Origin of the sequence: Agromyces sp. Soil535, from assembly GCF_001428255.1 — a bacterium.
In the GTDB taxonomy this organism is placed as follows: Bacteria; Actinomycetota; Actinomycetes; order Actinomycetales; family Microbacteriaceae; genus Agromyces.
Genome location: NZ_LMRW01000026.1, coordinates 62,796 through 78,345, shown reverse-complemented (window position 1 = coordinate 78,345; position 15,550 = coordinate 62,796). Strand labels below are relative to the sequence as shown.

Below are 15,550 nucleotides of genomic sequence, written 5' to 3'. Positions count from 1 at the left end.
CTTCCGAATCACTGATGGACGCCGCCACGCGCGTCCGACCTCGACCACGAAAGACCATTCATCATGCGTATCGCACGCCTCTCCGCCGCCGGCCTCGCCGGAGGCGCCGTCCTCGCCCTCGCCGCCGTACCGCTGGCCGCGAGCGCGCACGTCACCGTGACCCCGAGCGGCACCGCCGCCGGCGGCTACACGGTGCTCACCTTCGCGTTCAGCCACGGCTGCGAAGGTTCACCGACGACCGCTCTCACGTTCGACATCCCCGAGTCGATCGAGAGCGTCTCACCGACGCTCAACTCGAACTGGACCATCGAGAAGGTCGCGGACGGCGACCGCACCTCGCAGGTCGTCTACACCGCGATCACTCCGGTCGAGGACGGGTTCCGCGACACCGTCGAGCTCTCGCTGCCCCTCCCCGAAGACGCGGCGGGCGAGACGCTCGCCTTCCCTGTGCGCCAGACCTGCGAGGTGGGTGAGACGAACTGGAACCAGCTCGCCGAGGAGGGTGAAGACGAGCCCGAGAATGCGGCACCCATCATCGTCGTCACCGAGGCCACCGGCGACGAGCACGGCCACGGCGCCGCGACCGACGATCAAGCCGAGCACGACGAGGCGACGGCCGAGGCATCGGATGCCGCATCCGGATCCGCCGACGTCGTGGCCCGCGTGCTCGGTATCGGCGGGCTCATCGTCGGCGTGGTCGGCGTCACGCTGGCGCTCGCCGCGCGGCGCTCACGATCGGACGCCTGATGGTTGCCCGCCCGCACCGCACCCACCGCACCCGCCGAACGAACAGCCGCGCGCGCGTCGGCGCCCTCGCGCTGCTCGTCGTGGCATCCGCGGCACTCGTGGCCCTGCCGGCCATACCGGCATCGGCGCACAACTACCTCGTCGCGTCGTCCCCCGCCGACGGTGAGGTGGTGACCGAGCAGCCGGGCGTCATCTCGCTCGAGACCAACGAGGAGCTGCTCGACGTCGAGGGCGGCGCCGTGATCCAGGTGCAGGGTCCTGACGGCCTGTACTACGGCGACGGATGCACCGAGGTGGTCGGGGTGTCGGCCCAGACGGTCGCGGAGCTCGGCACGCCGGGCGTGTACACCGTGACGTGGAGGGTCGTGTCGACCGACGGGCATCCGGTCTCGGGTACGTGGTCGTTCGACTGGCAGCCGGCCGAGGGCGTCGCCCTCGGCGAGGGGTCGGCCGAGCCGGGCGCGTGCGGCGGCGACGTCGCGGTGAGCACGCCGGGTGCGGCCACCGAGGAGCCGACCGACGAGGCGACCGAGGAGCCGGCGGATGCCTCGTCGGGCAGCGCTTCGCTCGACGCGCTGTGGATCGTGGGCGGCGTGCTCCTCGCCGCGGTCGCTGCGCTCGGCACGTGGCTCCTGATGCGGCGCCGAACCTGAGGATGAACCGGCTCACCCGTCGGGGGTGCTCGTTACACTCGACGGGTGAGCTGGAACCCGGAACCCCATGGCACCGAGGAGGTCCCGTGGGATCCCGATGAGGTGCTCCCGCCGCCAGACGACGAGTGGGCGCCGCCGCTCGACGACGGGTGGGTACCGACCGGAGAGTCGGCGGGGGCCACGTCGGCGCGCGTGACTCGCCCCGCCCCGTCGAGCGCATCGCCCCGCGTCATCCGGGCCGCGCCGCCGCGCTTCGCGAAGGCCGCCGAGGCGCTGCACACCGTCTTCGGCTACGACGCCTTCCGCGGCGAGCAGGCCGAGATCATCGCCCAGGTCGCCGCGGGCGGCGATGCGGTCGTGCTGATGCCGACCGGCGGCGGCAAGAGCCTCTGCTATCAGATCCCGGCGCTGCTGCGCGAGGGCACGGGCATCGTGGTCTCCCCGCTCATCGCGCTCATGCACGACCAGGTCGACGCGCTCGTGCGCAACGGCGTGCGCGCCGCATATCTCAACTCCAGCCAGCATCCGGCCGAGCGCGCCGACGTCGAACGCGCGTACCTCGCGGGCGAGCTCGACCTGCTGTACATCGCGCCCGAGCGACTGAACTCCGAGCAGACGAAGCGGTTCCTCGAGGGCGGTCGCATCGCGCTCTTCGCGATCGACGAGGCGCACTGCGTCGCCCAGTGGGGCCACGACTTCCGGCCCGACTACCTCGCCCTCTCCGAGCTCGCCGAGCGCTGGCCCGACGTGCCGCGCATCGCCCTCACCGCCACGGCGACCGAGGCGACGCATCGTGAGATCACGTCGCGGCTCTCGCTCGACGGCGCGAGGCATTTCGTCTCGAGCTTCGACCGCCCCAACATCCAGTACCGCATCGCCCCGAAGCTCGAGGTGCGAGCGCAGCTGCTCGACTTCGTGCGCAGCGAGGGCACGACCGCCACGGGCACCCCGGTCTCGGGCATCGTCTACGCCCTCTCGCGCGCCAGCACCGAGAAGATCGCCGGATTCCTCGCCGCGAACGGGGTGAACGCGCTGCCGTATCACGCCGGCCTCGACGCGGCGACCCGCCGCCGCACGCAGGAGCGGTTCCTGCGCGAAGACGGCGTGGTGGTCGTCGCGACGATCGCCTTCGGCATGGGCATCGACAAGCCCGACGTGCGCTTCGTTGCCCACGTCGACCTGCCGAAGTCGGTCGAGGGCTACTACCAGGAGACGGGTCGTGCGGGGCGCGACGCTGCGCCCGCCACGGCGTGGCTGGCCTACGGCCTGCAAGACGTGGTGCAGCAGCGACGCATGATCGACGAGAGCCCGGGCGACCTGGCGCACCGTCGCCGCTTGTCGCAGCACCTCGACGCGATGCTGGCCCTCTGCGAGACCGTGCAGTGCCGTCGCCAGAACCTGCTGGCCTACTTCGGCGAGACCAGCGAGCCGTGCGGCAACTGCGACACCTGCCTCGAGCCGCCCGCCGCGTGGGACGGCACGGTTCCCGCGCAGAAGCTCATGTCCACGATCGTCCGACTGCAGCGCGAGCGCCGGCAGAAGTTCGGCGCCGGGCACCTCATCGACATCCTCCGCGGCAAGGAGACGCCGCGGGTGCGCCAGTACGGCCACGACGCCCTCGCGACGTGGTCGATCGGCGCCGACCTCGGCGAGCAGCAATGGCGCGGCGTGGTGCGGCAGCTGCTCGCGCAGGGCCTGCTCGCCACCCACGGCGAGTACGGCACGCTCACGATCACGGATGCCGCATCCGACGTGCTCTCGGGCGCCCGCAGCGTCATGCTCCGCACCGAGCCTGACCGGCCGGTGCGGTCGCGCGGGCCGAAGGCCGCGCCCGCCGCGGCCGACCTCGAACCGGCCCAGGCCGAGCTCTTCGAAGCGCTCCGCGCGTGGCGCGCGGGCGAGGCGCGCGACCAGGGCGTGCCCGCGTACATCGTGTTCGGCGACGCCACCCTCCGAGCGGTCGCGGTCGCGCGTCCCGCCAGCCTCGACGATCTCGACGGCATCAGCGGCATCGGGGCGAAGAAGCGCGAGGCCTACGGCGAGGCCCTGCTCGCCGTCGTCGCGGCGGCGTAGCACGCCCCGACGCCCGGCGCGCACGCGTCGCGCCGCCGACCGCTCGCCGTCCGGTGACGCTAGGATCGCGGCAAGCGGGCCGCGTCCGCGGCATTCGTCGCCTTCGACCAGGGAGCGCCATGTCAGACCAGTTCGGCCCCAAGCGTCCGCTCGGCGTCACGATCGTGGCCGCGCTCGCGATCGTCTCCGGGGCCTTCGACATCATCGGCGGCATCGCGCTGCTCGCGACGCAGTCCACCCCGGAGGTGGCCGACGCCTTCGGTGGCGCCGCGCTGGCCACGACCCTCGCGATCGTGGAGATCGCCATCGGCATCATCATGCTGGTCATCGCCTACGGGCTGCTGCGCGGCAATGCCATCTCGCGCATCGCAGCGACGGTCGTCCAGGTGATCTCACTGGCGGGCTCGATCTGGATCGGCATCGCCCAGCCCTCGACGCTGGCGACCGAGATCGTGAGCGCCCTCGTCGCGCTCGCGATCCTGATGCTGCTCTGGACGGGCGAGGCCACGCGCTACTTCAAGGGGCTCGCGCCCGACGAGCCGACGAGCTGATCCGCGCCGATCGGGCAACACGGGGGCTGAGCGCGAGGCATCCACTTACTCTTGACAGAGCACTCGCTTCCGAATACTCTGAACAAAGTATACGGAGGTGAGTATGTCGAAGCGACCCGTGAGCAACCCGCTCGCCCTCGCAGTGCTGTCGTGCCTCTGGGAACGCCCGATGTACCCCTACGAGATGACCACCACGCTGCGCGAGCGCGGCAAGGAAGACAGCATCCGCCTGAACTTCGGATCGCTCTACGCCGTCATCAAGTCGCTCGAGAAGCACGGGCTCATCGAGGAGGCTCGGGTCGAGCGCGAGGGCAACCGGCCCGAGCGCATCGTCTACGCCATCACCGAAGCGGGGCGCGTCGAGTCGCAGGAGTGGATGCGGGAGCTCATCGGCACCCCGGTCAAGGAGTACCCCGCGTTCGAAACCGGGCTCTCGCTGCTCCCCCTGCTGCCGCCCGATGAAGCGATCGCCCTGCTCGGGCAGCGCGTCGAGCGGCTCGACGCCGAGCTGGCCGAGCGCGCCGAGATCGCCGAGCGAACCGCACGAATGGGGCTCCCTGAGCTCTTCCTGCTCGAATTCCACTACCGAGTCGCCATGATCACCGCCGAGCGCGACCACGTCGTCGCGCTCCTCGGCCGACTCGAGTCGGGCGCCGTCGTCGAGCTCGGGGCGTGGGCCGACCTGCACCGCATGATCGCCGAGGGTGCGTCGATCGAGGAGATCCAGGCTCAGATCGCCACGTACTTCCCGGAAGGAGCCGCCGCCCCAGACAGCTGATCACCGAACACAGACCGATGGCCCGGATGCGGCAACACCCGAGCCATCTCGCAACCGAGTCGTTCAACGTGAATCGAATCCATCCCAGTGCGTGCCGCCATTGTATCGGCCGCACCTCACGATCGGACGGCTCCCCACTGAGGAGGAGCCTCATGGCTGCATCACCCGACGGGATGGCCCTCGCGGCCGTCGATCTCGTCAAGACCTATTCGCAGGGGCGCGGAGCGCCCGCCCTTCGAGCTCTCGACGGGCTCACCTTCCACGCCGAGACGGGCACCGTCTTCGGCCTGCTCGGGCCGAACGGCGCGGGCAAGTCCACCACGGTCAAGATCCTCTCGACGCTGTCGCGTGCCGACTCGGGCGACGCGTCCGTCGCCGGCATCGACGTGCGCCGTCACCCCGAGCGGGTGCGGAGCGTGATCGGATTCGTGGCCCAGAAGCAGGTGTCCGACCCGATGGACACGGGCCTCGAGAACCTGGTGCTCGCCGGCCAGCTGCACGGGATGCCGACGCGCGTGGCACGCGCTCGGGCCGGGGAGTTGCTCGACCGGTTCGCGCTCACCTCCGCCTCCCGCCGCCAGGTGAAGACCTACTCGGGCGGCATGGCACGCAAGCTCGACGTGGCGATCGGCCTCATGCACCAGCCTGAGGTGCTGTTCCTCGACGAGCCCACGACGGGGCTCGACCCCGAGGCGCGCGCCGAGATGTGGGCCGAGATCGAGCGGATGTCCCGTGAGGAGCGCATGACCGTGCTGCTCACGACGCACTACCTCGATGAGGCCGACCGGCTTGCGAACCGGCTCGCGATCGTCGATGCCGGCCGCATCGTCACCGAGGGCACCCCCGAGGAGCTGAAGAGCGACCTGCGCGGTGACGCCGTCGTCATCGAGGTGCACGAGGCATCCGTCGTTCCCGACGTGCTCGCCGCGATCGCGCGAGTCGGCGTGCTCCGCGACGTCGCCGCCGAGGGACGCACGGTGCGAGCCCGCGCCGACGAGGGCGGCGCCGCCCTGCCGGTCGTGCTCGGCGCGCTCGACGCGGAGGGGCTCGCCGTGGCATCCGCCACCGTCGCGAGGCCCAGCCTCGACGACGTCTACCTCGCCCACACCGGACGCACCTTCGCCTCGGCGCACGCCCGCTCGACTCGCGAGCACGCCGATGCCGACGAGGACCTCGAGGAGGTCGCATCATGACCACGATCACCCAGCCGATCGACCGTGCCGCCGAGCGTGGATTCGCGCGCCCGAACATCATCCGCCACACGGCGTACCTCACCCTGCGCCACCTCAGGGCGGTGGTGCGCGTCCCTGCGTTCGTCGTCATGAGCCTCGTGCAGCCGCTCATCTGGTTGCTGCTGTTCGGGCAGCTCTTCAAGTCGGTGGTCGAGATCCCGGGCTTCGAGGGCGGCGACAGCTACCTCGAATTCCTCACCCCCGGCATCGTCATGATGATGGCGCTCTTCGGCAGCGCGTGGGCGGGCACGAGCTACATCCAGGACATGGATCGCGGGGTCATGGACCGCTTCCTCACCTCGCCGACGAGTCGCGGCGCCATGATGGTGTCGACGCTCGTGTACCAGGCGGTGCTCACGCTCGTGCAGTCGCTCGTCGTGCTCGGTGTCGCGTGGCTCGGCGGGGCGCGGTTCGAGGGCGGCGTCGCCGGCATCCTCATCCTGCTGCTCGCGGCGATGCTCCTCACGGCGTCGTTCTCGGCGCTCTCGAACGCGGCTGCGCTGCTCGCCCGCAACCAGAACGTGCTGATCGGCATCTCGCAGCTCATCACGATCCCGCTCATGTTCCTGAGCTCGGCCCTCATGGACACCAGCCTGTCGGCTGACTGGGTGGCGAAGGTCGCGGCGTTCAATCCGTTCGAGTGGGCCGTCGTGGCGGGCCGCGAGGCGCTGTCGGCGAGTCCCGATTGGGCGAGCGTCTGGGGCCACCTCGGTCTGCTCGCGGCGTTCACCGCCGTGCTGGCGTGGGTCGCGACGCGGGCGTTCCGCGTGTACCAGCGCAGCGCGTGACGCTTCGGCCGGCACTCGATCGGCGGCGGGGGGTCGAATCCCGAACAATAGTCGGTTTATGATGGAGGGGATGCCGCGACGCGGCCCGACCCGAGCATGAAGGAGTGCTGGCATGACCGATCAGCTGAACAGGGATGCCGAGGCATCCGTCGCCCCCGTCGACGACCGCTATCGTGACGCGAGCCTGCCCGTCGAGGAGCGCGTCGAGATCCTCCTCTCGCAGATGACGCTCGAGGAGAAGGCCGGCCTCCTCTTCCAGACCATGATCACCGTCGGCGAGGGCGGCGAGCTCGCCGGGGAGGACCCGACCTTCGGCCTGCCGGCGACCGAGGAGTACGTGATCGGGCGCGGCATGACGCATTTCAACGTGCTCGGCGCCGCACCCACCGGCCGCCAGATGGCCGAGTGGCACAACCGGCTGCAGGAGCTCGCCGCATCGACCAGGCTCGGCATCCCGGTGACGATCTCGACCGACCCTCGGCACTCGTTCAGCGACAACCCGCTCGCCTCGCTCATGGCAGGGCCCTTCTCGGTGTGGCCAGAGGCGATCGGCCTCGCCGCGATCGGCCACGAGGCGACCATGGAGCGCTTCGGCGACATCGCCCGCCAGGAGTACACCGCGGTCGGCATCCGCGTCGCCCTGCACCCGCAGGTCGACCTCGCGACCGAGCCGCGGTGGTCGCGCCAGGTCGCCACCTTCGGCGAGGATCCCGACCTGTCGAGCCGCATGGGCGCCGCCTACATCCGCGGCTTCCAGGGGGCCGCGCTCGGCCCCGACTCGGTCGCCACGATGACCAAGCACTTCCCGGGCGGCGGCCCCCAGAAGGACGGCGAGGACCCGCACTTCGCCTACGGCCGCGAGCAGGTCTACCCCGGCGGCCAGTTCGAGCTGCACCTGAAGCCCTTCGAGGCGGCGTTCGAGGCGGGCACCAGCCAGATCATGCCGTACTACGGCATGCCGGTCGGCACCGAGTACGAGGAGGTCGGGTTCGGCTTCAACAAGTCGGTCATCACCGGGCTCCTTCGCGAGCGGTACGGCTTCGACGGCATCGTCTGCACCGACTGGGGCCTGCTCACCGACGCCGAGATCATGGGCCAGCCATTCCCCGCCCGTGCGTGGGGGGTCGAGCACCTGTCGACCCGCGAGCGCATGCTGAAGGTGCTCGAGGCCGGCGCCGACCAGTTCGGCGGCGAGGCGATCCCCGACCTGCTCGTCGAGCTCGTGCGCGCCGGCGACGTGATCGAGGAGCGCCTCGACGTCTCGGCGCGCCGCCTCCTGCGTGAGAAGTTCACGCTCGGCCTCTTCGACCGCACCTTCGTCGACGTCGAGGCGGCCGAGCGGATCGTCGGCGCTGCCGAGTTCGTCGCGGCCGGCGAGGCGGCGCAGCGCGCGTCGATCACCGTGCTCACGAACACCGAGCGAGCGGATGCCGCGGGCCCCGCGGTGCCGACCCTTCCCCTCGCCCGAGGTCTCCGCCTGTACGTCGAGGGCATCGCGCCCGACGTCGCCGCCGAGTACGGGGACGTCGTCGACACCCCCGATGCCGCCGACGTCGCGATCCTGCGCCTGCACGCGCCCTATGAGCAGCGCGCCACGATGTTCGAGAACTTCTTCCACGCGGGCTCACTCGAGTTCCCCGACGAGACCGTCGCCCACGTGCGCGAGGTCGCGGCATCCGTGCCCACCGTCGTCGACGTGTTCCTCGACCGTCCCGCGATCCTCACGCCGATCGCGGGCGAGGTCGCGGCGATCGTGGCGAACTACGGTGCGAACGCGCGGGCGCTCCTCGACGTGCTCGTCGGCGATGCCCGGCCCGAGGGGTCGCTGCCGTTCGACCTTCCGTCGAGCATGGCCGCCGTCGAGGCGAGCCTCCCCGACGTGCCGTTCGACACCGCCGACCCGCTGTTCCGGTTCGGGCACGGCCTGCGCTTCGCCGGCTGAGCGGCGGCTCACCAGCCCGCCTCCACTCGGCGACGGATGCCGCGCGCTCTGGCCGTGGCATCCGTCGCCGCGCTAGCATCGGCCCAACGGGGTCGTCGCGAGGGCGTGGCGAAGGCGAATGGGGGGCGCATCATGGCTGAAGCAGGGGCTCGACCGATCACGGTCGCGATCGTGGCGGTACTGGCGTTCCTCTCGGGCGTCGTCGACATCATCACGGGTCTCCTCCTCATGTTCGATGCGGGCAATCCCGAGGTGAACGCGGCGTTCGGGGGGTCGGGCGGGGCGCTGGCCTCCGCGATCGGCTCGATGCTCCTCGGCGTGGTCGTGGTGGCCCTCTCGTTCGGCATCTGGCTGGGCCGTTGGGTCGCCCGCATGATCGTCTCGGTGCTGCAGGCGCTGTCGCTCATCCACTCACTGTTCCTCGCCGTCGCCTACATGGGCAACCCGATCGGCGAGTGGGCGAGCGTGCTGGTCTCGGCGGTCGTGCTGATCCTGCTCTGGACGCGCCCGGCGAGCGCGTACTTCCGCGCCAGCGAGGTCGCCGCGCAGTAGCATCGCAGCAGGCGCGCCGCGTGCGGGCGGCGCCGAGGTGGGGGAGTGGTCATGTCGAATTCCGTCGCTCGACCCGGGGGTGTGACCCTCGTCGCGGTGCTCACGTGGATCTCGGGTCTGCTCGACATCATCAGCGGCACCGTGCTGCTGTTCCAGACGAGCGTCGACGCGACCGTCGAGCAGTTCGGCGGAGCGAGCCAGCTGATCGCCTCGGCGTTGCTCACGATCCTGATCGGCGTGGTGGTGATCGTCGTCGCCGTCGGCCTGCTGCGCGGCAACAACGCCTCGCGCATCGTCATCACGATCTTCCAGATGCTCTCGATCATCGGGTCGGTGTTCCTCGCCATCGCCTACCCGGCCGGCGCCATCGGCGAGTACTTCAGCATCGCGCTCGCCGCGATCGTGCTCATCCTGCTCTGGACGAGAGGCGCGAGCGCCTACTTCCGCGAATGAGCGCCTCGCGGGCGAGCGGATGCCGCGGCATCCGCTTGTGGACACTGCATCGCGCGACGAACCCGTGTTTGTAGGGTCTCGACAGTCCTCTGCGAGACGTCACGCGAGCCGTTTGTAGGCCGCGAACGCCTCGTTTCCGAGTCGTCGCCGTGCCGTCCTACCGTGGAATGAGCCAGACCGCCGCACACGAAGGACGAGAACCGACGATGGTTGACACGGCATCCCGCACCACCCCGACGACCACCGGCGGGCGACCCGCCACCGCGCCCCCGAAGCCCGCCCGAGACGAGGTCGCGGCGCCCGTCCCCGCCCCTCGCGCCGACGCGCAGCCGTCGTCGCCGCGCGTCGACGTGGAGCGGCTCGGCCGGCAGCTGCTCGGCACGTGGGCCGACATCCGCATCGTCGCGCGCGAGCGCGCCGCCCAGCCCGACCTGCAGCGCATCGAGGGCCAGAGCATGGAGGAGCACCGCGAACGAGTGCTCTGGCAGCTGAAGACCCTCGCCGCGCAGGGCGCCGTGCTCAAGGCGTTCCCGAAGGAGCTCGGCGGCGACGACGACCACGGCGGCAACATCGCGGCGTTCGAAGAGCTCGTGCTCGCCGATCCGAGCCTGCAGATCAAGTCGGGCGTGCAGTGGGGCCTCTTCGGGGCCGCCGTGCTGCACCTCGGCACCGAGTCCCACCACCGCACGTTCCTGCCCGACATCATGTCAATGAAGGTGCCGGGCGCCTTCGCGATGACCGAGACGGGTCACGGGTCGGATGTCGCGGCCATCGGCACGACGGCCACGTACGACGAGGCGAAGCAGCAGTTCGTCATCGACACGCCGTTCCGCGGTGCCTGGAAGGACTACCTCGGCAATGCGGCGGTGCACGGGACCGCCGCCGTCGTGTTCGCGCAGCTCACTACCAAGGGCGTCAACCACGGCGTGCACGCGTTCTACGTGCCCCTCCGCAACGCGAAGGGCGGGTTCCTCGAGGGGATCGGCGGCGAGGACGACGGCCTGAAGGGCGGGCTCAACGGCATCGACAACGGTCGCCTGCACTTCACGAACGTGCGGGTGCCGCGCGAGAACCTGCTCAACCGCTACGGCTCCGTCGCCGAGGACGGCACCTACTCGAGCCCGATCGCGAGCCCCGGCCGCCGCTTCTTCACGATGCTCGGCACGCTCGTGCAGGGTCGCGTCTCGCTCGACGGCGCCGCCACGAGCGCCGCGGCGATGGGACTCACGATCGCGATCACATACGGCAACCAGCGCCGCCAGTTCAACGCCGCGAGCGACACCGAGGAAGAGGTGCTGCTCGACTACCAGCGCCACCAGCGCCGCCTCATCCCGAAGCTCGCCACCACGTACGCGCAGGTCTTCGCGCACGACGAGTTCCTCGTGAAGTTCGACGCGGTGTTCTCGGGCAAGGCCGACACCGACGACGACCGCCAGGACCTGGAGACCATCGCGGCGGCCCTGAAGCCGCTGTCGACCTGGCACGCGCTCGAGACGCTCCAGGAGGCGCGCGAGGCGACGGGCGGCGCCGGCTTCCTGGCCGAGAACCGCATCGTGGGCCTGCGCCAGGACCTCGACGTCTACGTGACCTTCGAGGGCGACAACAACGTGCTGCTCCAGCTCGTCGCGAAGCGCCTGCTCACCGACTTCTCGAAGCAGTTCGCGAATGCCGACGCCGGCGCGATGGCCCGCTACGTCGTGCAGCAGACGGCCGACCGGGCCTACCACGGCACGGGCCTGCGCCGCCTCGCCCAGACGATCGCAGACTTCGGCTCGACGGCCCGCTCGGTCTCCGAGCTCCGTGACGAGAACTCCCAGCGCCAGATCCTCACCGACCGCGTCGAGACGATGATCGCCGAGATCGCCGGCCGCCTGCGCGACGCGCGCAAGCTGCCGAAGGCGGATGCCGCGGCCGCGTTCAACCGCAACCAGAACGAGCTCATCGAGGCCGCGCGTGCGCACGCCGAGCTGCTGCAGTGGGAGGCGTTCACCCGGGGACTCGCGCAGACCACCGACCTGGGCACGAAGCAGGTGCTCACGTGGGTGCGCGACCTGTTCGGCCTCGGCCTCATCGAGAAGCACCTCGCGTGGTACCTCATTCACGGCCGCCTCTCGCCGCAGCGCGCCCAGGCGGTGACGGCGTACATCGACCGGCTCATCGAACGCCTGCGCCCGCACGCACAAGACCTCGTCGACGCCTTCGGGTACCGCCCCGAGCACCTCCGGGCGAAGATCGCCACGGGCGTCGAGCAGGAGCGGCAGGATGAGGCGCGCGCGTACTACGCCGCGCAGCGCGCAGCCGGCACGCTCCCCGCTCCCGAGAAGTCGAAGAAGTAGCATCCGCTCGCACGAAGGCCGGGCCCCGGGAGGGGCCCGGCCTTCGTGCGTCGATCACCGACTCGGGGCGGCGCCCGACGAGCGACGGACGACCAGCTGCGGCGGTGGAACGACCATCTGAGGGACCTCGGTGCCCTCGATCTCCGCGAGCAGCTTGTGCACCGACAGGCGACCCGCGGCCTCGAAGTCGATGTGCAACGTCGTCAGTGGCGGATCGAAGTACGCGGACTCGGGGATGTCGTCGATGCCGACGACGCTGACGTCATCGGGGATGCGACAGCCGCGCTCCTTCAGGGCGAGCATGGCCCCGAGTGCCATCTGATCGTTCGCGGCGACGAACGCCGTCGCGTCGGGAAGGCGGGGCAGCGCGACGACGGCCTCGTATCCCGACCTCGCCGACCAGTCTCCCGGCAGGATCCCGATCGAACGGAGTCCCTGACCGATGACGGCGGTCTCGTAGGCCAGGATCCGGTTGCGGGCAGCCGACCAGGTGGCAGGGCCGGCGATGTGCACGAGTGCTCGGTGGCCGAGGTCGGCCAGGTGGGCGACGAGCGCGGGCATGCCCACGGTCGTGAGGTCCGACGGGTGACTGCTGACCGTGTCGTCGACCTCGACGTCGATGTACACCGGCACCCGGAACTCCGTCGTCTCGAAGGCGCGGGTCATCTCATCGGTGGAGGAGAGGGCGAGCACGCCGGCGAGGTCGTGCTGGGTGATGAGCTCCAGCGACTCCTCGATCGCGCGCGGGTTCGCCACGTCGAGCGACACGAGATCGAGCACGTAGCCTGCCTCCCGGGCGGCTGCGCTCGCTCCCTCCGCGACGCGGCTCGGGCCGACCTTCGAGATCTCGTGCGTGAGCGCGCCGATCCGGTGGGACCGTCCCGATTTCAGGCTGCGGGCGGTGAGGTTCGGCCGATACCCCAGCTCGTCGAGTGCGCGCACGACCTTCTCGCGGGTCTCGGGCCGGATGCCCTGGAAGCCCTTCAGGAAGCGACTGACCGTCTGGTGGGAGACCCCTGCGGCCTGCGCGACGTCATAGATGGTGGCCGCCTTCGCCGGCACCGCGTCGCCCGCCCCCGGTTCGGGCGTGTGCGCGTTGATGGTCATCCCAGTCCTCTCCCGGTCCGTTGCAGGCATCTTTCTACACCGCGTGGTCGCGAGTTCGTCACAAAGCCGAATTGGTGCTTGACAAGACGATGTTATCGGCAACATTCTGGTGTCGCCGGAATGTTGTCGAAAACATTCTGGTCACGTCCCCACTGATCCGCCACCTGCGCCATACAACGGAGTACGCACCAGATGAAGACCCGTGAGCCCGTCCAGCCCTTCGGCCGACTGCTGTTCGGCGCCGCCTACTACGCGGAGTACCACCGCGAGGAGCGCACGGCCGAAGACCTCGACCTCATGGAGCAGGCGGGGTTCACCGTCATCCGGGTTGGCGAATCGGTGTGGTCGACGTGGGAGCCGCGCGACGGCGAGTTCGACCTCGACTGGCTGCAGCCGGTGCTCGACGGCGCGCACGACCGCGGGATCGCCGTGATCCTCGGCACGCCGACGTATGCGGTGCCGCCGTGGCTGCAGACGGCCCATCCCGAGATCGCCGCCGAGCGCCGCACCGGGGAGCCCGTGCCGTGGGGCGCGCGCCAGGAGGTGGACTACTCCCACCCGGCGTTCCGATTCCACGCGGAACGCGTGATCCGTGCGGTGGTGTCGAGGTACGCCGACCACCCCGCGGTGATCGGCTACCAGGTCGACAACGAGCCCGGCGTCGAGCTCTTCCACAACCGCGGGACGTTCAAGCGGTTCGTCCGGCGGCTCCGGCAGCAGTACGGCGACGTCGAGACGCTGAACCGGGAGTGGGGGCTGACGTACTGGTCGCATCGCCTGAGCGACTGGTCCGACCTGTGGACGCCCGACGGCAACTCGCTGCCGCAGTACGACCTCGCGTGGCGCCGCTACCAGGCCGACCTGACGACGGAGTTCATCGCCTGGCAGGCCGAGATCGTGCGCGAGTACGCGCACGATCTCCAGTTCGTGACCACCTGCATCGCGTACCCCCGGCCCGCGCTCGACGATGAGGCACTCGTGCGCACGCTCGACATCACCGCCGGCAACCCCTACTACGCGATGCAGGACCACCTCGACGCCACCATCGACCTCGAGCCGGTCACGCCGTGGACGACCTCGGGCGTGGCCGCGCTCATGCGGCAGGCCGACCGGCTCTACTCGTCGAAGCAGTCGCGCTTCCTCGTCACCGAGACCGACGCGCAGACGATCGGGGGATCGGAGTTCAACCTGCCGGCGTACCCCGGCCAGCTCGCCCAGGCCGCATTCGCCTTCGTCTCCCGCGGCGCCGCGATGATCGAGTACTGGCATTGGCACACCCTGCCGTACGGCACCGAGACGTACTGGGGCGGCGTGCTGCCGCACAGCCTGGTGCCAGGCCGGGTGTACCGCGAGGTCTCCGAGCTCGGCGCCAGGCTCGGGCGGATCGGCGACGCACTCGACGGCTTCGAGCCCGACGCCGACGTCGCGCTGCTCTGGTCGAACGACAGCCGGTTCGCGCTCGAGTACTTCCCGCCGCTGATGCGGGACGGCAAGCCCGACGGGCAGTCGTACCAGCGGATCGTCGACGCGTTCCACCGCGGCGTCATCGATTCGGGCGCTCAGTCGCGGATCCTCCACGTGACCCAGGCGCGCGACCTCGGGGGCGCCGAGCTCGCGGCGCGGTTCCCGGTGCTCGTCGCGCCCGCGCTGTATGTCGCATCGGACGACGACCTCGACCTGCTCGTGGAGTACGCGGCGGCCGGCGGGCACCTGATCGTCGGCATCCGCACCGGCTACGGCGACGAGGAGGCGCGTGCCCGTGTCGCCGTCGCGCCGGACCGGCTCCGTGATGCGGCCGGCATCCGCTACGAGGAATTCTCCAACCTGCTCGAGGACGTCCCGGTCGACGCGGAGGACCCGTTCGAGGCATCCGCCGAGGCGACCGCCACCCTCTGGGCGGACGGGCTCATCGCCGACGGCGCCGACGTGCTCGCCCGCTACCGGCATCCGCGCTTCGGCGACTTCGCCGCGGTGACGACGCACCCTCACGGAGAGGGCCGCGTCACCGTCGTGGGCTGCGTGCCCTCGCCGGCGCTGGCCCGCGACATCGTGCGCTGGGCGGCGCCGTCTGCCGTCGCCGACGAGCTCGCACCGGAACGGGACCTGCCCGTGACCGTGTCGTCGGGAACGCTCCCCGACGGCCGGCACGCCTGGTTCGCGTTCAACTGGAGCTGGACCGACACGGTCGTGCGCATCGCTCGCGACGTGGTGGATCCGGCCGACGACGCCCGCCATCCCGCGGGAACCGAACTCCCCCTCTCCGCATGGTCGACGCTGACCCTGCTCGATGGGTGAGGGCCCGGGCACCCCTGCCCCGGCCTCCGAGAAGAAGGAAGAG

13 protein-coding genes are annotated in these 15,550 nt (G+C 70.6%); 12 read left to right on the top strand and 1 reads right to left on the bottom strand.

Features of this window, described 5'->3' with window-relative positions; all coding sequences use genetic code 11:
* Window positions 1-63: 63 nt before the first annotated feature.
* The 11 genes from ASG80_RS18880 (at window position 64) to ASG80_RS18830 (ending at window position 12,105) form a co-directional block, all read left to right on the top strand.
* A complete protein-coding gene (locus ASG80_RS18880; protein ID WP_056733612.1) occupies window positions 64-747 on the top strand; it encodes a YcnI family protein in 684 nt (227 codons plus the stop codon).
* Entirely contained in the window at window positions 747-1,400 is a 654-nt protein-coding gene (locus ASG80_RS18875) for a copper resistance protein CopC (RefSeq protein ID WP_056733610.1), read from the top strand. Before ASG80_RS18880 ends, ASG80_RS18875 begins: the two co-directional genes overlap by 1 nt.
* Window positions 1,401-1,445: 45 nt before the next feature.
* Window positions 1,446-3,473, top strand: coding sequence for a DNA helicase RecQ (gene recQ, locus ASG80_RS18870; RefSeq protein WP_056733609.1), 2,028 nt, complete (start codon window positions 1,446-1,448; stop codon window positions 3,471-3,473).
* 119 nt (window positions 3,474-3,592) lie between these two features.
* Complete coding sequence (locus ASG80_RS18865) at window positions 3,593-4,024, top strand: hypothetical protein (protein WP_056733607.1); 432 nt, start codon at window positions 3,593-3,595, stop codon at window positions 4,022-4,024.
* A 103-nt stretch (window positions 4,025-4,127) separates the two neighbouring features.
* Window positions 4,128-4,802 (top strand): PadR family transcriptional regulator, encoded by a 675-nt coding sequence (locus tag ASG80_RS18860; protein WP_056733605.1) that lies wholly within the window; start codon window positions 4,128-4,130, stop codon window positions 4,800-4,802.
* Window positions 4,803-4,954: 152 nt separating this feature from the next.
* Entirely contained in the window at window positions 4,955-5,995 is a 1,041-nt protein-coding gene (locus ASG80_RS18855) for an ATP-binding cassette domain-containing protein (RefSeq protein ID WP_056733604.1), read from the top strand.
* On the top strand, window positions 5,992-6,822 hold the full coding sequence (locus ASG80_RS18850; RefSeq protein WP_056733601.1) for an ABC transporter permease: 831 nt from the start codon (window positions 5,992-5,994) through the stop codon (window positions 6,820-6,822). Before ASG80_RS18855 ends, ASG80_RS18850 begins: the two co-directional genes overlap by 4 nt.
* A 112-nt stretch (window positions 6,823-6,934) precedes the next feature.
* The gene (locus ASG80_RS18845) at window positions 6,935-8,764 is read left to right on the top strand and encodes a glycoside hydrolase family 3 protein (protein WP_056733599.1); all 1,830 of its coding nucleotides are present in this window, start codon (window positions 6,935-6,937) and stop codon (window positions 8,762-8,764) included.
* 132 nt (window positions 8,765-8,896) lie between these two features.
* Entirely contained in the window at window positions 8,897-9,316 is a 420-nt protein-coding gene (locus ASG80_RS18840; protein ID WP_056733597.1) for a hypothetical protein, read from the top strand.
* Window positions 9,317-9,367: 51 nt separating this feature from the next.
* A complete protein-coding gene (locus ASG80_RS18835) occupies window positions 9,368-9,769 on the top strand; it encodes a hypothetical protein (RefSeq protein ID WP_156401952.1) in 402 nt (133 codons plus the stop codon).
* A gap of 206 nt (window positions 9,770-9,975) precedes the next feature.
* Window positions 9,976-12,105 carry an acyl-CoA dehydrogenase gene (locus tag ASG80_RS18830; RefSeq protein WP_056733593.1) on the top strand — a complete coding sequence of 710 codons (2,130 nt, stop codon included), beginning with the start codon at window positions 9,976-9,978 and terminating at the stop codon, window positions 12,103-12,105.
* 54 nt (window positions 12,106-12,159) lie between these two features.
* On the opposite strand, the gene ASG80_RS18825 is transcribed toward ASG80_RS18830, so the two are convergent.
* Window positions 12,160-13,212 carry a LacI family DNA-binding transcriptional regulator gene (locus ASG80_RS18825; RefSeq protein ID WP_056733591.1) on the bottom strand — a complete coding sequence of 351 codons (1,053 nt, stop codon included), beginning with the start codon at window positions 13,210-13,212 and terminating at the stop codon, window positions 12,160-12,162.
* 192 nt (window positions 13,213-13,404) lie between these two features.
* Between ASG80_RS18825 and ASG80_RS18820 the strand changes: the two genes are divergently transcribed.
* Window positions 13,405-15,507, top strand: coding sequence for a beta-galactosidase (locus ASG80_RS18820; RefSeq protein WP_056733589.1), 2,103 nt, complete (start codon window positions 13,405-13,407; stop codon window positions 15,505-15,507).
* The last annotated feature ends 43 nt before the right edge of the window (window positions 15,508-15,550 follow it).